Origin of the sequence: Oryzobacter faecalis, from assembly GCF_046764005.1 — a bacterium.
Taxonomy (GTDB): domain Bacteria; phylum Actinomycetota; class Actinomycetes; order Actinomycetales; family Dermatophilaceae; genus Oryzobacter; species Oryzobacter faecalis.
In genome coordinates this window covers 463,795-482,061 of sequence record NZ_JBKOFW010000001.1, presented here as the reverse complement: position 1 = coordinate 482,061, position 18,267 = coordinate 463,795, and the positions used below count along the sequence as shown (strand labels likewise).

17 protein-coding genes and 1 pseudogene are annotated in these 18,267 nt (G+C 74.5%); 7 read left to right on the top strand and 11 right to left on the bottom strand.

The genetic code is table 11. The annotated features are described in order from the left end of the window. Positions 1 to 128 precede the first annotated feature (128 nt). The gene (locus tag ACK8HX_RS02360) at positions 129 to 1,592 is read left to right on the top strand and encodes a hypothetical protein (RefSeq protein WP_411939032.1); all 1,464 of its coding nucleotides are present in this window, start codon (positions 129 to 131) and stop codon (positions 1,590 to 1,592) included. On the opposite strand, the gene ACK8HX_RS02355 is transcribed toward ACK8HX_RS02360, so the two are convergent. Further along, positions 1,582 to 2,436, bottom strand: coding sequence for a cobalamin-binding protein (locus ACK8HX_RS02355; RefSeq protein ID WP_411939031.1), 855 nt, complete (start codon positions 2,434 to 2,436; stop codon positions 1,582 to 1,584). The two genes, ACK8HX_RS02360 and ACK8HX_RS02355, sit on opposite strands and share 11 nt — an antisense overlap. A 183-nt stretch (positions 2,437 to 2,619) precedes the next feature. Between ACK8HX_RS02355 and ACK8HX_RS02350 the strand changes: the two genes are divergently transcribed. After that, positions 2,620 to 3,171, top strand: coding sequence for a GNAT family N-acetyltransferase (locus ACK8HX_RS02350; protein WP_411939030.1), 552 nt, complete (start codon positions 2,620 to 2,622; stop codon positions 3,169 to 3,171). 16 nt (positions 3,172 to 3,187) lie between these two features. Here ACK8HX_RS02350 and ACK8HX_RS02345 read toward each other — a convergent pair whose 3' ends face one another. Continuing rightward, positions 3,188 to 3,856: a hypothetical protein gene (locus ACK8HX_RS02345; protein WP_411939029.1), complete on the bottom strand. Its 669-nt coding sequence runs from the start codon at positions 3,854 to 3,856 to the stop codon at positions 3,188 to 3,190. 440 nt (positions 3,857 to 4,296) lie between these two features. Continuing rightward, complete coding sequence (locus ACK8HX_RS02340) at positions 4,297 to 4,473, bottom strand: hypothetical protein (RefSeq protein WP_411939028.1); 177 nt, start codon at positions 4,471 to 4,473, stop codon at positions 4,297 to 4,299. Between the two features lie 151 nt (positions 4,474 to 4,624). Between ACK8HX_RS02340 and ACK8HX_RS02335 the strand changes: the two genes are divergently transcribed. Beyond that, the gene (locus ACK8HX_RS02335) at positions 4,625 to 5,893 is read left to right on the top strand and encodes a winged helix DNA-binding domain-containing protein (protein WP_411939027.1); all 1,269 of its coding nucleotides are present in this window, start codon (positions 4,625 to 4,627) and stop codon (positions 5,891 to 5,893) included. On the opposite strand, the gene ACK8HX_RS02330 is transcribed toward ACK8HX_RS02335, so the two are convergent. Continuing rightward, entirely contained in the window at positions 5,877 to 6,269 is a 393-nt protein-coding gene (locus ACK8HX_RS02330) for a LysM peptidoglycan-binding domain-containing protein (protein ID WP_411939026.1), read from the bottom strand. The genes ACK8HX_RS02335 and ACK8HX_RS02330 overlap by 17 nt on opposite strands. A gap of 250 nt (positions 6,270 to 6,519) precedes the next feature. Between ACK8HX_RS02330 and lexA the strand changes: the two genes are divergently transcribed. Beyond that, a complete protein-coding gene (lexA, locus tag ACK8HX_RS02325) occupies positions 6,520 to 7,242 on the top strand; it encodes a transcriptional repressor LexA (protein ID WP_411939025.1) in 723 nt (240 codons plus the stop codon). Positions 7,243 to 7,271: 29 nt separating this feature from the next. On the opposite strand, the gene ACK8HX_RS02320 is transcribed toward lexA, so the two are convergent. Both ACK8HX_RS02320 and ACK8HX_RS02315 read right to left on the bottom strand, forming a co-directional pair. Beyond that, a complete protein-coding gene (locus tag ACK8HX_RS02320; protein WP_411939024.1) occupies positions 7,272 to 7,802 on the bottom strand; it encodes a GNAT family N-acetyltransferase in 531 nt (176 codons plus the stop codon). A gap of 12 nt (positions 7,803 to 7,814) precedes the next feature. Further along, positions 7,815 to 8,738: an NAD-dependent protein deacetylase gene (locus ACK8HX_RS02315; protein WP_411939023.1), complete on the bottom strand. Its 924-nt coding sequence runs from the start codon at positions 8,736 to 8,738 to the stop codon at positions 7,815 to 7,817. 83 nt (positions 8,739 to 8,821) lie between these two features. Between ACK8HX_RS02315 and ACK8HX_RS02310 the strand changes: the two genes are divergently transcribed. Beyond that, positions 8,822 to 9,775, top strand: coding sequence for a LysR family transcriptional regulator (locus tag ACK8HX_RS02310; protein WP_411939022.1), 954 nt, complete (start codon positions 8,822 to 8,824; stop codon positions 9,773 to 9,775). Between the two features lie 47 nt (positions 9,776 to 9,822). On the opposite strand, the gene ACK8HX_RS02305 is transcribed toward ACK8HX_RS02310, so the two are convergent. Together ACK8HX_RS02305 and ACK8HX_RS02300 are read right to left on the bottom strand one after the other, a co-directional pair. Further along, positions 9,823 to 10,470, bottom strand: coding sequence for a response regulator transcription factor (locus tag ACK8HX_RS02305; RefSeq protein ID WP_411939021.1), 648 nt, complete (start codon positions 10,468 to 10,470; stop codon positions 9,823 to 9,825). Continuing rightward, complete coding sequence (locus ACK8HX_RS02300; protein WP_411939020.1) at positions 10,467 to 12,200, bottom strand: sensor histidine kinase; 1,734 nt, start codon at positions 12,198 to 12,200, stop codon at positions 10,467 to 10,469. The genes ACK8HX_RS02305 and ACK8HX_RS02300 overlap by 4 nt, the downstream gene beginning before the upstream one ends. Positions 12,201 to 12,330: 130 nt before the next feature. Between ACK8HX_RS02300 and ACK8HX_RS02295 the strand changes: the two genes are divergently transcribed. Both ACK8HX_RS02295 and ACK8HX_RS02290 read left to right on the top strand, forming a co-directional pair. Beyond that, positions 12,331 to 13,227 carry an alpha/beta fold hydrolase gene (locus ACK8HX_RS02295; RefSeq protein ID WP_411939019.1) on the top strand — a complete coding sequence of 299 codons (897 nt, stop codon included), beginning with the start codon at positions 12,331 to 12,333 and terminating at the stop codon, positions 13,225 to 13,227. Between the two features lie 61 nt (positions 13,228 to 13,288). Then, the gene (locus ACK8HX_RS02290) at positions 13,289 to 14,872 is read left to right on the top strand and encodes a TRAP transporter substrate-binding protein (RefSeq protein ID WP_411939018.1); all 1,584 of its coding nucleotides are present in this window, start codon (positions 13,289 to 13,291) and stop codon (positions 14,870 to 14,872) included. Between the two features lie 33 nt (positions 14,873 to 14,905). On the opposite strand, the gene ACK8HX_RS02285 is transcribed toward ACK8HX_RS02290, so the two are convergent. From ACK8HX_RS02285 to ACK8HX_RS02275, 3 genes and pseudogenes are all read right to left on the bottom strand, one after another. Then, the gene (locus ACK8HX_RS02285; protein WP_411939017.1) at positions 14,906 to 16,555 is read right to left on the bottom strand and encodes a sensor histidine kinase; all 1,650 of its coding nucleotides are present in this window, start codon (positions 16,553 to 16,555) and stop codon (positions 14,906 to 14,908) included. A 98-nt stretch (positions 16,556 to 16,653) separates the two neighbouring features. Next, positions 16,654 to 17,415: a ComEC/Rec2 family competence protein gene (locus tag ACK8HX_RS02280; RefSeq protein WP_411939340.1), complete on the bottom strand. Its 762-nt coding sequence runs from the start codon at positions 17,413 to 17,415 to the stop codon at positions 16,654 to 16,656. Between the two features lie 138 nt (positions 17,416 to 17,553). Beyond that, positions 17,554 to 18,237: pseudogene (locus ACK8HX_RS02275) on the bottom strand (ComEC/Rec2 family competence protein); the annotation flags it as partial. Positions 18,238 to 18,267: the final 30 nt, after the last annotated feature.

Here is an 18,267-nt window from a genome sequence, read left to right as displayed (position 1 = left end):
GGAAGGGAGGACGCCCGGCACCGGGTGCCTCGTATCCGGCACGACGACCCGGACCGCCCCCTTGTCGGCTCTCCCGGAGCCTGCCAGCATCGTTGCGTGGCGCCGCCACGCAGCCCCCGGAGCCGACCATGCCGAACACCACCAGCCCCCGCCGCCAGCGCCGCGTCCTCGCCGCTGCCGCCGCGACCACCGCGGCCGTCCTGAGCGCCGGCGTCCTCGGCGGCGCCGCCACCGCCCACGACGGCGACCCCCACGACGGAACCGCCTACACCCCGCCGCCGGTCGTCGACGCCGGCCCGGTCACCGGCTCGTTCCGCAACACGCCGGCGAGCGCCCGCCACGAGGTGTGGCTGGTCGACCAGTCCGACACGCGCCGCGACGGCGACGCCGCGGCGAACGTCTTCGCGAGCTACGGCGGCACCGTCCACGTCTACGACGGCGCCGACCTGCGCCGCGACGCCACCACGGCACCCGCCGAGCGGGTCGACCTCGGTGGGGCCACCGCAGCGCTGTGCCGGGCGAGCACCGGCGCCAACCCGGTGCGCCCGCACATGCTCAGCTTCAGCCCCGACGACTCGCACGCGATCCTCGCGTTCGTCACGAGCGGCCACGTCGTCGTGTTCGACGCGGCGGCCCGGGAGCCGGTCGCCTGCTTCCGCACCGAGCCCGGTGCCGGCGGTGCCCGGCAGGCACACGCGGCGCTGCCCACGCCCGACGGCCGGTACGTGCTCGTCGCGAACCAGAACGGCAAGAAGCTCGAGCGGATCCGCACCGACTACGCGGCCGGCGTCTTCACCCAGGAGCCCGAGGCGACCCTCGACCTCACGGCCGGGACGACCCCGAACGGGATGCCCATGCAGACGCCGGGCGACCCGACCGTGCGGCCGGACAACGCGCCGATCTGCCCCTTCGTCCCGTCGACCGGCTACCCGGCGTTCGTGTCGCTGCGCGGAGGCGGGCTGTTCGCCGTCGACCCGTACGCCGAGCGGCTGCGCGTGGTCGCCGAGTACCCGGCGACCGAGGTGGCCCGCGACGGCTGCGGCTTCACCGAGGCGGCCGGGTGGGTGTACGGAAACGGTGGCAGCAACCCGGGCAACCTCTCGGGCTGGTTCCAGTACCGGCTGCCCGTCGGCGAGGCCGGGACGTACAGCGCGGCCAACCCGCCGTCCATGCCCGCGGTCGACGTCGTCGACCACGACACCCGCGGCCCACGCGACGCCCACGGCGTGGCGACCGTCGCGCGGAAGTACGTCTGGGCCTTCGACCGCGCCGCCCACGTCGTGCAGGTGTACGACGCGTCCACGGCCGAGACGGTCGTCACGGTCAACCTCCGCACGGCCGGCTCGCAGCGCCCGGCCCCCGACATCGCCGACGTCTCCCCCGACGGGCGGGCCGTCTACGCCTCGACCCGAGGCCCCAACCCGCTGACCGGCACGCACGCCGCCGTCGGCGACGCCCCGGGGGTGCTGGTCCTCGAGGCCGGTCTCGACGGCCGGACCCCGGCGGTGCGCGGCCACGCCGGCATCAGCAACGTCGTCGCCGGCGTGGAGCGGGCCGACCCGCACGGGCTGGCGGTCCGCGTCATCCGCTGACCGGGTGGAGGACGCCCGCCAGTTCCTCGACCCCGTCGACGAGCCGCGGTCCCGGGCGCGCCCACATCCCGTCGGCGTCGACGGCGTGGACCCGCACCCCCGGTGGCAGCGCACCGGCCGCGACGAGGGCGTCGGCCTGCGCCTGCGCGCCGGCGCGGTCGTACCCGCAGGGAGCCACGACGACGAGGTCCGGGCGGGCGGCGGCGACGTCCTCGAACGTCGTTCTCGCAGAACGCTCCCCCGGGCGCCCGAGGACGCACACGCCGCCGGCCAGCTCGACCATCTCGGGGATCCAGTGGCCCGGGAGGTACGGCGGGTCGGTCCACTCGAGGACGGCGACGCGGGGGCGGGTCCGGCCGGCCACCCGGGACCGCACGGCATCGAGGCGGGCCCGAAGGCCGGCGACGAGGGAGGACGCGGCCTCCTCGCGCCCGACCGCGCTGCCGATCGTGGTGACCGACTCGAGGACCTCCTCGAGGGTGTGGGGGTCGACGGTGAGGACGTCGGCCGTGCAGCCGAGGTGGGTGAGCGCGTCGTCGACGGTGGCGACGTCGACCGCGCAGACGGCGCAGAGGTCCTGGGTGACGACGAGGTCGGCGTCGAGACCGGCCAGCACCCCGGCGTCGAGGCGGTACAGGTCCTCGCCGTTCGCGACGGCCGCAGCGACGGCGTCGTCGATCTCCCTCGGGGACAGCCCCTCTCGCAAGGTCGAGGTCGACACGATCGTGCGGGTCCGGGCCTCCGCGGGCGCGTCGCACTCGAAGGTGACGCCGACGACCTCGTCGCCGGCGCCCACCGCGAAGAGGATCTCCGTCGTCGACGGCAGGAGGCTGAAGATGCGCACCCGTCGACCCTACGTGCCTCGCTCGCCCCCACACCGTCGGTGCCGGGTGGTTGGCTGGGAGGACGCTGCAGCCGAGGAAGGGGACGACGGATGGCGGGCACTCCCAGGGAGGCCGGCACACGCCGGGTCGCGGGGCACTCGCAGGTGACGGATGACGACGGGGTGCGGTGGGAGACGCACCCCGTGACGCCTGACCGGTTCGAGGACTTCGCCGACGTCATCAACCCGAACCGCCGCACGGAGTCGTGCTGGTGCCTGTCACACCGGGTTCGCCAGGCCGACATCCGCGAGCTCGGCGACGGTGACCGCGAGGCGACGATGCGGGCGCTGTGCGAGCAGCGGTACCCGCCCGGGGTGGTCACCTACCGCGACGGGACGGCGGTGGGGTGGGTCAACATCGGGCCGCGAGCCGACATCCCGCGCCTGTCGGGGTCGAAGCTCATCCGTCCGGTCGACGACGTGCCCGTGTGGAGCATCGTCTGCGTCGTCGTGCGCGGCGGTCACCGGCGGCAGGGGGTGACCCGCCACCTCGTCGACGGGGCCGTCGAGTACGCCAGGGCCAACGGGGCACCGGCGGTGGAGGTCTACCCCGTCGAGCCGCAGGGCCGGATGGACACGACGATGGCGTTCGTCGGGACCAGGTCGATGTTCGAGCCGGCCGGCTTCGAGAAGGTGGGGACGACCGACGCGGTGGCCAGCAGGATGCCGCGCATCGTCATGCGCCGCACCCTCTGACCCCGCGCGGTCGCCGTCAGAGCTCGGGGCCCTTCGCACGCAGCTTGTCGACCTCGGCCATGGCCTCGCGCAGCTCACCGAGCCAGCTGTCGGCGTGCTCGCCGACCAGACGCACCGACCACGCGAGGGCGTCGCTGCGCGAGCGGGCGACGCCGGCGTCGACGAGCGTGTCGAGGACGGCCCGCTCCGGCTGGCGCAGCCGCGTCATGACCGGGACGGCGAGGTGGGTGAACAAGGCGGTGGTGTCGCCGACGCGGGCGCCCCAGGAGACGGTGCGCTCGTAACGGGCCTGCGCCTCCTGGGCGATGCCGATCCGCTGCTCGCGCGTCTCGGCGCGGAAGCGGCCGATCCGCCCCTCGACCTCGGCGGCGTCGGTGCCGGCGTCGATGCCGGCGAGGGTGCCGATGACGGTGATCTCCTCGCGGTCGACGGTCACGTCGACGTCGTCGAACCAGCCGTCGGGCAGCCGTCCGGCGAACCACTTCTCGGCGTCGTCGGCGCTCGGCAGGTCGCCCTGCTGCCAGCCGCCGGGGCGGCCGAACCCTCGGCCGCGACCGGGGCCGCCGCCGGGTCCGGGTCGACCGCCGCCGGGGCCACGGCCCCAGTGCGGGCCACGGCCACGGGGGCCCTCGTGCGGGGGGGCAGACGTGTCGCCCGGGGTGGGGGTGCGGTGGGGGTGCCTCATGGTCCCTGCTCCTTCTGCAAGTGTGATTACTTCATTACATCACTGCAAAACGCGCGACGTCCACCATGGATTCCCGGCGCTTCCGGCTGCCCGCACGGGGCGGGCAGAGGCCGAACGTGAGCAGGCCGAACGTGGGTGAAGATCGTCGCCCCACCGACGCCTTTCACCCACGTCCCGAGTGAGCAGGCCGAACGTGGGTGAAGATCGTCGCCCCACCGACGCTTTTCACCCACGTTCCGGGGAGGAAGGACGGCAGGGGCGCGCGGGGTGCGGCGTGCGGACCGGGGCCGGACGTGCGGACGGGGCCGCGACCGCTCAGCCGGTCACGACCCCGTCGCCTGTCGTCGGTCGGGCACCGCCCGGCGAGAGCTGGCGCCGCCAGCTGACGACAGCACGGTCCGGGAACCCTCTGTGTGTTCCCGGGCCGTCGTCTCGTGGGCCTACTCCCCCGGGACCTGGCTGGTGTGGACGAGCGCCGCGGTGAGCGCACCGTGCCAGCCGCCCGGGGTCGAGGACCCGCGCGCGCCGCAGCCGCACGACCAGAGCCACTTGCCGGTGTCACAGTGGACGACCGGGTGGTGGCTCAGCCGGGCCGAGCGTCGGCGGCGGTTCCTCATGCGCCCGAGTCTGCTCCCGTGCACCGACACCTCGTGGGACATCGGGCCCTGACCGGCCGAGCGTCGCCGGAAGGGTGCCGTGTCGGTCGATGAGGTCATCGGCCGTTCGGCCCACGCGGCCGGCGCCCGCGGTCGCTGCGAGGATGAGGCCGTGCCCCACGCCTCGCTCCCCGACGTCCGCCGTCGTCGTCTCGCGAGCCAGCGCCTGACCGCCGCCGGCCTCGCCCGCGGCGCCGACGTCGTGCGGCTCCTCACGTGCGTCCAGTCTCAGGACGCCGCGCTCGCGGCGTGGTCGCTCGGCCAGCGGATGCGCCCGGGCGTCAGGTACGCCGACGTCCTGCGTGAACAGTCGTCGGGGGGCTGGGTGCGCACCCACATCCTGCGCCCGACGTGGCACTTCGTCGCTCCCGAGGACCTGCGCTGGGTGCAGGCGGCCACCGGGTCGCGCATCGAGTCCTCCCTCGCCGGGCGGCACCGCCAGCTCGACCTCCCGCCGGCGGCGATCGAGCGCGCCCTCGAGAGCCTGCGCGAGCTCCTCACCGGCCCGGCCCCGATGACCCGCGCCGAGCTGACCGCGGCCTTCGCCGCCCGGGGACTGCCCTCGGGCGGTGAGCAGATGGCGCACCAGCTGGTCGTCGCCGAGCTGCGCGCCGTCATCTGCTCGGGCCCGCCGCGCGGGACGACGCACACCTACGTGCTCGCCGACGAGACCGTCCCGCCGGCGCCCCTCGACGGCCTCGGCGTCGACGATGCCCGCCGCGAGCTGACCCGCCGGTTCGTCGCCGGCCACGGACCCGCCTCGGAGCGCGACCTCGCGCGGTGGGCGACCCTCACCCTGGGCCAGGTCCGCGCCGCCCTCGCCGACCTCGCGGGAGAGCTGGAGCAGGTCGAGGTCGGCGGGGAGACGCTGTGGGTCGACCCTGCCACGCCCTCACGGACGACCCGGCCGGTGCGCGCCTTCCTGCTCCAGACGTTCGACGAGGTCTGCCTCACCTACCCCACGACGGGCTTCCCACGGCGTGCGCCCGACACGACACGCACCCGCCTGCTCTCCGAGGCCGGCGGCGGCATCGTGGTCCTCGACGGGGAGGACGTCGGCACATGGAAGCGGACCGTCGGACGCGAGTCGGTGGCCGTCGACCTGCGCCCCGACCTGCCCCTGTCCGCCGACGACGACGCACAGGTGGGCGAGGCCGCGGAAAGGCTGGCCATGTTCATCGGCCGCCCCCTGGACCTGCGCCTCCACCCCCCCGGCCTGAGCCCGGCGGCGCCGGACGGCACGAAGGGCGTCGCGTCCTCTGCACGGGACACGACGCCCTCCGGCGTTCCTGAGGCGGGTCGAGGGCCTCAGCTCTGGGGTCGCCGCGGCGGCCGGCTGGGGCGGTCCGCGGCGAGGGGCGACCTCAGCCGCGGGGGATGACGAGGCGCTGGCCCGCGCTGATCTGCGCGGTGCTCAGCCCGTTCTCGAGCTGGATCGCGACGATGGCGTTGCCGACCGAGAGGTCGGGCAGCTGCGCCGCGGCGATCTCGGACAGGGTCTGGCCCGGGGCGACGGTGACGACGGGACCAGGCTCGACCGCACCGGCGCCACCGAGCCCCGACACCCCGGACGCGACGGCGGCCGTGAGGGCCAGCGCGAGCAGCGCCAGGCGCCCGCGCCGGGTGATGCGCAGCGCGCCGGACGACGGCGCCGCGCCACCCTCGCCGCCGCCGGGGAGGACGACGAGCCGGGGCCTGCGCGGCACCGAGGGGTCGGCGTACCCGAGGTCTGCGGGGTTCCACGCGACTGCACTCATGCTGGCCTCCATCCCGGCGGCCAGTGCGGCCGTCGAACCGGTGTTCGATAGAACGTCTGTACGAGTTGTAGCACGGATGTTCGACCCGGACAAGACACGCCTCGAAGAAATGTTTGAAACGTGTGTACGATCCGCGTACGCTGCCGTCATGGGAAGAAGCCTGTCGGATCCCACCGACAGAGCACCTGACCTGCGACAACGCCGGGATCGAGGCGACCCGGCGCCGTTGGACCAGACCGAAGGGGTCGACATGGCACGTCCGAGGAACGCCGACATCCACGAGATGCCCGACCGCGGCGACGGCGGGGCGCTCACCCACCGGCAGCGCAAGGTCCTCGAGGTCATCCGCAACTCCATCGACCGGCGCGGCTACCCGCCGAGCATGCGCGAGATCGGGGAGGCCGTCGGGCTCACCTCGCCCAGCTCGGTCGCGCACCAGCTGTCCGCGCTCGAGCGCAAGGGGTTCCTGCGCCGCGACCCCAACCGGCCGCGCGCCATCGAGGTGATCTCGCCGGACACCGCGAACGACGAGCCCGGCTACCGCGGCAGCGCCGAGCACGACGACGAGGACGTCACCGGCATCAACGACCACCGGCCGGAGGCGTCCTACGTCCCGGTGCTCGGCCAGATCGCGGCCGGCGTGCCGATCACGGCCGAGGAGGTCGTCGAGGACGTCTTCCCCCTCCCCCGCCAGATCGTCGGCGAGGGCTCCCTGTTCCTCCTCAAGGTCGTCGGCGACTCGATGGTCGACGCCGCGATCTGCGACGGCGACTGGGTCGTCGTCCGCCAGCAGCCCACCGCCGACAACGGCGACATCGTCGCGGCGATGCTCGACAACGAGGCCACCGTCAAGACCTTCAAGCGCAAGGACGGCAAGGTCTGGCTGCTCCCCCACAACGAGGCGTTCTCGCCCATCGACGGCGACCACGCGACCATCCTCGGCAAGGTCACGGCCGTCCTGCGCCGCATCTGACCATCCGCGGACGGCGCCTCAGTCGCGCCTCAGTCGCGCCTTGGCCCGGCCGCGTCCTCGGACCCGGCCGGGCCGAGGCGCTGCCAGAGGGCGGTGTCGACCCAGGCCCCGAACTTGTGGCCCACCTCGCGCAGCAGCCCGACCCGTTCGAACCCGGTCGCCGCGTGGAGCGCCTCGCTCGCCGGGTTCGGCTGGGCGATGACCGCGAGGCAGGTGTGGATGCCGTCGGCGTCGACCCTGGCGAGCAGCGCGTCGTAGAGCTCGCGCCCCAGCCCGCGCCCGCGGGCATCCTCGGCGAGGTAGACGGACACCTCGCGGGTCCCGTCGTAGGCAGGGCGCGGGCGGTAGGTCGACGCGTGGGCGAAGCCGAGGACGGTGCCGTGGTCCCCCTCGATGACCAGCAGGTGGTCGCCGGGCCGGGTCGAGGCGACGCGGTCGGCGAAGTGCTCGGGAGGACGGTGCTCGGTGTCGAACGTGGACACGGCGGTGTCGACGGTGACGTTGTAGATGCCGGCGATGGCGGGAAGGTCGGCCTCGGTGGCCGGGCGGATCGTCGTCACCGGTGAGGGTCCTCAGGCGGCGAGGGCGCCGCGGACGACGGCTCCGAGGGTCGGGGCGAGGGGTGCGTCGAGGCGCAGCGTCATGAGGTCGTCGCCGCGGGTGGGGCCACGGGTCACGGCCACCACGGGGATGCCGCGCTTCGCGCCGTGGCGCACGAACCGCAGACCGGACATCACGGCGAGCGAGGAGCCGAGGACGAGGAGGGCGGGCGCGGCATCGGTGAGCGCGTAGCAGGCGTCGACCCGGTCGCGCGGGACCGAGCCCCCGAAGAACACGACGTCGGGCTTGAGGGTGTCCGCGCCGCAGGCCAGGCACCGGGGCAGCACGAAGCCGGTGACGAGCTGCTCGTCGAGGACGATGTCGCCGTCGGGGCGGATCTGGCTGCTGACCCGGGAGCCGTCGTGCGCCTCACCGGTCGCGAGGAGCTCGAACCCGGGGTTGGCCTCCACCATCCGGGCCTGCAGCAGGTCGCGGTCGGAGCGGTCCTCGCAGGTGAGGCAGACGACGTCGGCGAGGGTGCCGTGGAGCTCGGTGACGTCGCGGCTGCCGGCCTGCTGGTGCAGCCCGTCGACGTTCTGGGTGATGACCGGTCCGAGGACGCCGCGCGCCTGCAGGGTGGCGACCGCCTCGTGGGACGCGTTGGGCTCGGCGCGTCGGAAGCGCTGCCACCCGATGAACGAGCGCGCCCAGTAGCGCCGCCGCGCCTCGCTCGTGGCGACGAACTCCCCGTGCTGCATCGGCGTGACCCGGCGCGTCCCGTCGGGGCCGCGGTAGTCGGGGATGCCGCTGTCGGTCGACATGCCCGCTCCGGTCAGGACGAGCGTGCCCGGGTGCGCCGCGAGGAGGCGCGTGAGGGCGGCGACGTCGTCCGTGGTGGGGGTCGAGGCAGCGGGCCGTGGGGTGGCCGCCGGCGGGGGTGCGACGGCATCCGGCATGCGCTGATTCTCGCACCCGCCACTGCATCACGCGGCGTGTCGAACGGATGGAGGTCGATAACCGGGCGTTATAGGATGCGCCCATGATCGACGCCGCGGGACTCCGGGTCATGAAGGCCATCGCCGACGAGGGCAGCTTCACCGCTGCTGCAGCAGCCCTCGGGTACACCCAGCCGGCCATCTCGCAGATGGTCCGCCGCCTCGAGCAGCGCACCGGCACCGTGCTCGTCGAGCGCGTCGGTCGCAACGTGCGCCTCACCGAGGCCGGCCAGGTGCTGGCCCGCCACGCGACGCCCGTCCTCGCCGCCCTCGACGCCGCCGAGGAGGAGGTCGCCGCGATCGCGGGGCTGCGCAGCGGCCGGGTTCGCCTCATGGCGTTCCCCTCCGCGTCGGCGACGCTCGTGCCGCGGGCCCTCGCGCTCGTCAAGAGGCGCTTCCCCGACGTCCAGATCTCGTTCACCGAGGCCGAGCCGCCGGAGAGCCTCGCCGCCCTCAAGGCAGGCGAGTGCGACCTGGCGGTGGCCTTCGCCTACGAGGGCACCGACCTCGGCCGCGGCGAGGAGGACCTCGACCAGTTCGTCATCACCCCCCTCCTCGACGACGAGGTCAGGCTCGCGGTGCCCGAGGGCCACGCGGTCGCCGGGCAGGAGACGGTCGACCTCGCCGACCTCTCCGCGGAACCGTGGATCGCCGGGTGCCCGCGCTGCCGCGGCCACCTGCTCCAGCTGACCCACGACGCCGGCTTCCGCCCCGACGTCGCCTACGAGACCGAGGACTACGTCGCCGTCATGGGCCTCGTCGCCGAGGGGCTCGGGGTCGCCCTGATCCCCGACCTCATCCTGCGCACGGTGCACCACCGCGACGTCGTCGCCCTCCCCATGACGCCGGCCTCGCGGCGCTCGATCATGGCGGTGACGACGCCGGACCTCCAGCGGGTCCCCGCCGTCCAGGCCACCCTCGACGCCCTCGCCGAGTCGGCGCGCTCGCAGTCGCAGGCGCCCACGGTCCGCTCCCCCGAGCCCGCCTGGTCGATCTGACCGACGGTCCGAGGCTCGCGCTCTGGCCCCGTGCGGTGACGTCACCCTCAGGGGTGTTCGTCGCGTCGGAGGGCGGCCAGAACGGCGAGGACGCGGCGGTTGACGTCGGGCGACGGCTCCAGCCCCAGCTTGCGGAACACCTGGGAGCACGCGGCCTCCACGGTCCGCTCGCTCAACCCGAGGTCGGCGGCGATGCCCGCGTTGGACCGGCCCTCGGTGACGAGGCCGAGCACGGTGCGTTCCCGCGCGCTCAGCCGGTGCACCGGTGAGGACGGGTCCTGGCCCCGCACCAGGCGCGCGACGATCGTCGGGTCGAGGACGCACTCCCCCTCGTGAACCCGGCGCAGGGCATCGACGAGGACCACCACGTCGAACACACGCTCCTTGAGGAGGTAGGCCAGCCCCGCGGGCTGGTCGGCGAGCAGCCTCCTCGCGTACACCGGCTCGAGGTGCTGGCTCAGGACGACCACGCCGACATCGGGCCACTGCGCCCGAATACGGCGGGCGGCCACGAGCCCCTCGTCCGTCTGGGTCGGCGGCATGCGGATGTCGACCAACGCAACGTCGGGGCGCTCGAGGGCGACGAGCCGGAGCAGCTCGTCGGCATCGGCCGCCTCACCGACGACGTCGACCCCCTCATCCTTGAGCAGCCGTGCGATGCCAGACCGGATGAGCATCACGTCGTCGGCGATCACGACTCGCACGGGAGCACCACCTCGACGCTGACGGCGCTCCCCCGGGCGACCGCCTCGACGCCGCCCCCCACGGCCTCCACCCGGTCGGTCACCTCCCGCAGGGCCGCACGCACCACCTCCGGATCGGCGACGACTCGCAGCTCGAGGGTGAGGCTCCCGCCGGTCACCGCCACCTCGACCGCCTCGATGCTGCGCACCCCCGCCACCCCACTCCCGCCCGGGGCCACGAGCTCGTCGACGACGTGCTGGACGACGGCGTACACCGTGAACCGCACCTGGTCCGTCGCCGCCTCCGCGGACGGGTCGACCGTGAGCACGGCGCCGACCGGGTGGACGAGCTCGCCCAACGCGGTGGCCAAGCCCTCGGTCGTGAGCACCTGCGGGTAGAGGCCGTGCGAGATGTCGCGCAGCGCCCTGAGGGCCCCAAGGGTCGCCGCCTCGGCGTCCCGCAGCGCGTCCCCAGCGGCCGCGGGCGTGCCCTTGACGGCCAGCGCGAGGTGCAGCCCCGCGGAGACCAGTCGCTGCTGCACACCGTCGTGCAGGTCGCGCTCGATGCGGCGCCGCTCCCGGTCACCACGGAGGACGACCTCCCGGGAGGATGCCTCGACCTCCCGGCGGTCCGCCTGGACCAGCGCGGCCGCCCGAAGGTTGTCGAGGAGGACGCGGTCGATGGGCGAGCACTCCCGCGCGCTCAGGGGCGCGCCAGGCGGAAGCCACCCCGGCTCGCCCAGGACCCTGACCCACGGGCGACCGAGGTCATCGTTGAGGACCAGCGCCGGCGCGGTGACAGCGTCGACGCGGCAGCCCCGGGAGTCCACCCAGCCCGTGCCCCCGGCCACGGGCGCGTGCACCTCCGGGCGCGGGTCCCGGGTGGGGACGTCGACGTCGAGCCGGCGCAGACGCGACACGAGGGCCGCAAGCCGCCGTCGCGCGCGCCGCACCTGCCGGAGGTGGGCCAGGATCCCGAGCGCCAGAGCCGCCGGCGGCAGGAAGGACCACACGGACCGCGTCGGCGGTCCCGCGCTCGGCCCCCACGCGACAGTTCGGGTCATCCAGAGCACGACGACCAACGACGACGCCAGTCCGACGGCGAGCAGGACCGGCCCGGGAACGTCGGCGCGGACCAGGAGAGTCACGCCAAGAGCCGCGAGAGCGCCCACCGCCACCAGAGCGCTCGCCGCAGCACCGACGAGGCTCGCTGCACCACCGGCCGTCCACGGACCCAGCCCTTCGGCACACCGCCAGCTGCAGCGCGGATCCGCGATGGGTGCGTACCCGACAAGAAGGGCCGTTCCCGCCGCCGCGACCGGCACCCACACCGTGGCACCCGCGGCCCGGTCGCCTCGGTCCGACCACCCACACCCCGCCCACAACAGACCCACCGGCCCGGCGCAGGCGAGGGCGAGCAGACCCGCCGCCATGACCGAGGGCACGGAGGAGGAGGCGGCGACCGTCGGCCCCGACGCGGCGAGGAGCACGAGTCCGAGTCCTTGGCGGACCCGCCGAGGAAGGGGGCTGACGCTCGGGGTGCCGCCGGCGACGAACCCGGTCACGGCCGCGCCCACCACGAGCACCGCAGTCGCGACGACGGCGGCCCCGGTCGGCGAAGAGACGTCGGCGCCGCGCACCCCGGCCACCAGCACGAACAGCACCACCGCTGCAGGGACGAGCCACCACACCAACCGGATGGTCGAGGGCGTCGTCGTCGCCCGGGACACCGCGGGAGCCATACGTGCATTGTGCTCGCCCTCCCCGCAGCGACCACCGTGTTTCCCGCACGGGGCACCGTGCCGACCCGCTGTCGTCGTGGCCGCGGGTCCGCGACGGTGGGGGGACCAGACACCGACCAAGGAGGCCGACATGGCGCCCACCGGTTCCCACCACCTCTCCTTCGGCCGTCGACGCGGCGCCTCGCTCGCGACGGTCGCGGCCCTCGTCTCGGCGGCACTCCTCCTCGGAGGAGGCACCGCCAGCGCCGGCGATTCCCCCACCCCGGCGTCCGCGGACGGGCCCGTCGACCGCCTCGTCGACGTCGGTGGCCACTCGTTGTACCTCAGCTGCCGCGGGGCGGGCTCGCCGACTGTCATCTACCTGCACGGCGCCATCTGGTCCGAGCAGATCGTGCCGCACCGCAACGCCATCGCGATCCGTGACCGGCTCCAGGACGAGGTTCGGGTGTGCCTGTACGACCGCCGGAACACCGGTCTCAGCGACACGGTCGACGCGATCCAGAAACCGAAGGACGCGATGCGCGACCTCGAGGCACTCCTCTCCGCCGCCGGGGTCGAGCCGCCGTACGTCCTCCTGGGGGCATCCGCGGGTGGGCTGCTGTCGTACCTCTACGCGAACGAGCACCCCGACGAGGTCGTCGGCATGGTCCTGCTCGACGCCATGTTCCCGGACGAACTGTCCCTCGAGAAGTACTGGCCCCGCGAGGACTGGTACCAGAGCTTCCACGCCGACGACCAGTGCTGCACCCTGGAACGGCTGAGCCACTGGAAGGTCATGCAGGAGAGCCAGCGCCACATCGGGCGGGAGCCGGAGATCCCGGTCACCTACCTCACGGCCGGACAGGACCCCCGCGACCAGACGGGCATCGCGGAGTACGACGCGCGCATCATGTCGGTCCTCGCAGGCTACGTCTCAAGGTTCGCACCCGGCGAGGTCATCGAGGTCGACGCCCCCCACTTCATGGAGCCGGTCGTCCCGGACGAGATCGCGGCCGCCGTTCGAGAGGTCGTGGACCGCGCCGCCTGACGGGGGTGGCCGCTCTGGCCACCCCTCGTTCCGTCCCGCCACAATGGCCCGAGGAGCCGATATGCCCACGACCTCTTCCCTCCGCGGACGGCTGACCAGCACCCTCGGCGTCATCCTGCTCGGGGTCCTGCCGGCCGGATGCTCCGGCCTTCCCACGGCGCAGGACAAGGCGGGCAACGCGACGATCACGCTGCGGCTGGCCTCGATCGATGCGGTCGACTCCAACGGCCAGGCCTTCGGACCGGAGACCTTCGTCCGCGCGCTCGAGGAGGTCTCGGGAGGAAGGGTCCGTGTCGAGGTGGACACGACGACCTTCGCGGGGCCGGAGCCCGACGCGGAGAGCCGGCTCGTCGACGCGCTCGAGGCGGGCGAGGTCGACGGCGGGTGGCCGTCGACGCGGGCTTTCGCCGAGGCCGGGATCCCGGGCCTCGAGGTCGTCGAGGCACCGTTCGTCCTCACGAGCCACGAGGCTGTGGCGGACCTGGTCACCTCCCCGGCCGCATCCGTCCTCCTGGCACGGCTGGATGCGACCGGCGTCGTGGGGCTCGGGCTGGCAGCCGGCCCGCTGCGCCGCCCCTTCGCGACGACGGCGCCGCTGCTCGGTGCCGACGACTGGCGCGGCCAGACCTTTCGGTCGTACAACTCCCCGACCCAGGACGCCACGATCCTGGCCCTCGGCGCCACTCCGGTCCGGGTCACCCACGAGTGGGACGGCCTCGCCCGCGCGGGACGGCTCAGGGGCGTGGAGATCGACGTCCCGCAGTACGAGGCCAACGGCCTGACCACCGAGGCCGGGCACGTCACCGGGAACGTGGTGCTCTGGCCCAAGGTGTTCGTCCTGTCGATCTCCCGTCGCACGTGGGAGGGGCTCCACGAGAGGCAGCGGGGCTGGGTGCGCGAGGCCGCCGCGCGGGCGGTCGCCGCCTCGGTCGCAGGTCCTCACGACGACCACGGGCCGCTCGTCCGGATCTGCCGCGACGGCGCGAGGGCACACCTGGCGTCCGAGGCCGAGCTGCGGTCGCTCGAGGAGGCCGTGGCGCCGGTGCTGGCCCGGATGGCGGAGGATCCCCTGTTCGACGAGATCGCGACGATCGCCGCGAGGCATCCGGACACCGGCTCCCTCGACCCCGCCCGGTGTCGAGCACCCGTCAGCACCAGGCGGGTCGAGCACCTCGACGTCCCTACGACCCCCGCCGACCTCCCCTCGGGGGTGTACCGGGTCGAGATCGACCGGTCGGCCGTCGAGGCCTCGGGGATCGGGAGCCCCGCCGAGGGCATCACCGGCGTCTGGACGCTCACCGTGGACGGTCAGGAGTACGCCGTCGACTGCACCCCGCTGCGCGACTCGACGGGGATCGACTGCACGTACGGCGAGGAGCTGCCGCCGGACTTCGACTACAACCCGCGAGAGGTCGGCCGGATCGCCGGCGGCGGGAGCACCGTCTACTTCACCCACGACATGGCCCTCGAGGCCAGGTTGACCGACTGTGACCCCACCAGGACGGACGGACCCACGTCGTGCTTCCCGACGAGCACCAACCGCCTGACGTGGCAGCTGGACGGGGACGTCCTGACCTTTGGTGACCTCGTGGCCGAGGAGCCGGCGTACTACTTCGTCGCCGCGCCCTGGCGGCGCATCTCGTGACGGGCCCGGCTCCTTGCCTGTCGGGAGGCGGCGTCAGGCGGTGGAGTCATCGGGCGGCATCGAGCCCGTGGCGGATCGGCGACCGGCGAGCGGTGACGCACTGCCCGGGTCCTCCCGCGCGGCGGACCCGGCCCGGGGAAGCTCGGCGCTGACCACGGTCCCGCCGCCGCGTGCCTCCCGGACGAGCAGGGTTCCTCCCACGGCCTCGGTCCGGTCACGAAGCCCTCGAAGCCCGGACCCCCCGGGGTCCGCCCCTCCGCGACCGCGGTCGGCGACCGTCACGATCAGGTGCTCGCCCTCCACGACGAGGTGGACGTCGACTGCCTGCACCCCGGCGTGCTTGACGACGTTCGTGAGGGCCTCCGTGCACAGGTAGTAGCACGCCGCCTCGACCTCCTCCGCACCGCTGAAGGCGCCCCGGACCGTGACGGTGACGGCGAGCGGCGCGGACCGTGCGAGGTCGTTCACGGCATTGACGACGCGCCCGTCGCCCAGCGGGGTCGCCGACACCCCCCGGAGGACGTCCTCGATCTCGGACAGGGCCCGCCCCAGCTCGGCGCGCACCACCTCGAGCTCGATGGCAGGCGTCCCGGGGATCGCATCGACCGCGCAGATGGCCAGGTCGAGCGCCGGCACGACCTCGGACTCCAGGCGCCGGCCGAGTCTGGACCGCTCGCGCGAGGCCGCGTGGAGCAGCCGCTCACGGGCGGCGCGCAGGGCCGCCAGCTGGCGTTCGCGCTCGTCGGCCAACCGGATGGACCGCGCCATCAGGGCGACGACGCCATCGACCGTCGCCGACGCCGCTGCATCGCGGGAGGTCGGGCCCCGCGTCCACACGCCCGCGACGACTTCCCCCTCGCGGGTCACGGCGCGGGCCCCCTCGGGGAGGCGAGGCGCCCGGATGCCGCTCCCGTCGGTGAACCCGTGGACCGGATCGGCGACCCAGACCCGGACCGAGGGGTCCTCGAGCGTCTCGGCCAGGAGGCGCTCGAGGGCGCGATGGCGCTCGCGGCTGGACCGCGCCGGAGCGTCGGAGAGCACGCTCGCCACCTGACGTGTGGGCACCGCCGCGAGCGCGCGGGTCGTGAGGACGTGCCCTGCCGCGACGCCGAGCAGTCCGAGTGCCAAGGATGCCGTCACCCGATCCGGATCGGCCCACCCCGGCCAGAGGAGGTCCCCGAGACCGACGCAGACCAGCCCGCCACCGACCGCGACGCCGCACACCACGGGGAACCACTGCACGCGGGCGGCCGTAGACGCCCGTGCGCCGACCAGGCCGGCAATCATCACGAGCGTTCCCGCCGCGATCTGCCCCCCGATTCCGACGGCGACCATCGTTCCGCCGAGCAGGAGGAGGCCGGCGACCGGCAGCCGTGGGCGACCGCGGGGGAAGGACGCGAGGACGGCTGCAAGCAGGGACAGGTGAACCAGGGGGACGTGCAGGAGCGGCGCGGCCAGCCACGCGACGCCGACCGCGCCCACGAGGACGCGTTGGGCGCGCGGCACCGGCGAGAGCCCGGCCGCCACGAGCATGGCCACCCCCGCGGCGACGTCCAACCCTCGCATCCAGGGGTCGACGGAGGAAGGAGCGGCGAGACCTGCGACGACGCCCACGCCGGCGACGAGCGCGGTGCCTGCGGGGACTGCCGCCACCCTCGGCAACCGCGTGAGCAGGTCGGTCATGAGGCAGTGTCCCCTGCCGGGGCTCGCGCGTCACGTCCCCCGGTGCTGGTCCGGGGACGGTGGGCCGCGCACACAGCGGTTCGCCGACAATGCCACGATCATCGCGACGTCACCGCCCTGACGTCTCCCCCGCGCTCGACGACGGCGACATCGCCGTGGAGGTCGGTGCGCAGCACCACGGACCCGCCGCGGCGGAGCACCTCGAGGTGGCGCGCCGCCGGGTGGCCGTAGTCGTTGTCGGCCCCCACGCTGATCACGGCGAGCGGTGAGCGGACGGCGGCCATCAGCTCCTCGTCGAGGTTGGCGCTGCCGTGGTGCGGGGTCTTGACGACCTCGAACCCGCGCGCCGCCGCCGCCATAGACGGCTCCCTCCGCATCCGGAGGAGGAGGTCGCGGGCGGCCTCCCGCTCGACGTCGCCGAGGAGCAGCGCGTCGACGCTGCCGCTGCGCGCGGCCAGGACGAGGCTGGCGTTGTTCGGCACCGACCCAGCGGCGATCCGGCGGACGGGGGACCACACGGCGACGTCGACCTCACCGACCCTCAGCCGGTCGCCCGCCCGCACGACGACGACGGGGATCCCCCGGGCCGCCGCAGTCCGCCGGATGCGTGCGTCGGCCTCCGCGGGCTCGGCGACCGGCCCGACGAGGACGCGTCCGACGGCCCGCCCGGCCAGGGCGCCCGTGAGGCCGTCGACGTGGTCGGCGTGCAGGTGGGTGAGGAGGACCGCGTCGAGGACCTCGACACCGAACCGGTCGAGACACCGGTCGACCGCCGGCGGGTCGGGGCCGGCGTCGACGAGGACGGCGCGCCCCTCCCCGCTGCGCAGGATGACGGCGTCGCCCTGGCCGACGTCGCACACGACGACCCGCCAGCCCTCAGGGGTTCCGGTGACCGTGGCCGTCGGGACGAGCGCCGCCGCGAGGAGGACGGCCGTCCCCACCGCCAGGGCCGGGTGCGCCGCGACGCCGCCCACGAGCGCCCGGCCGGTGAGGACGACGAGCAGGGTGAGGCCCGCGAGCAGCAGGGCGCCCGGTGGGCCGTCGGGCCACGGGAGCGTCCCACCGGGCACCTCGGCGAAGCGGCGGGCGACCTCGGCGATCACGGCCGTCGGGACGATGCCGGCCCAGGCGAGGACCGTTGCGGCGTCGAGCCACACGACGGAGGCCAGGGCGGCGGCGACACCGGCCACCGTCGCGAGGGGGACGAGTGGAGCCGCGACGAGGTTGGCGAGCACGCCCACGACGCTCACCGACCCCTGGAGGAGCACGACGACCGGGGCGGTCATCGCCTGCGCCGCGACGGGCACCGCGACGGCCGGCCCGAGGACGGCGACCCGACGCGGGAGCCGGCGGCCGATCGCGTCGCCCCACGGCCTGGTGAACAGGAGCAGCCCGAGCGTCGCGAGCGCGGAGAGCGCGAACCCGTAGGACCTCGCGAGCCACGGGTCGAGGACGAGCACGACGACGATCGCCGCACCGAGGAGCGGTGGTCCGGCCGACCGTCGCGACCGGCTGAGCCCGAGGAGCCCGATCGCCCCCATGACGGCGGCGCGCACCACGCTCGGTTCCGGGCGCGCGAGGACGACGAACCCCGCGAGGGCGAGCAGGGCGAGCCACGGCCGCAGCACCCGCGGCACCCCGACGAGGACGCACAGCCCGAGGACGAGCCCGGTGACGACGGCGACGTTGCTCCCCTTAAACGTTGCCGATGG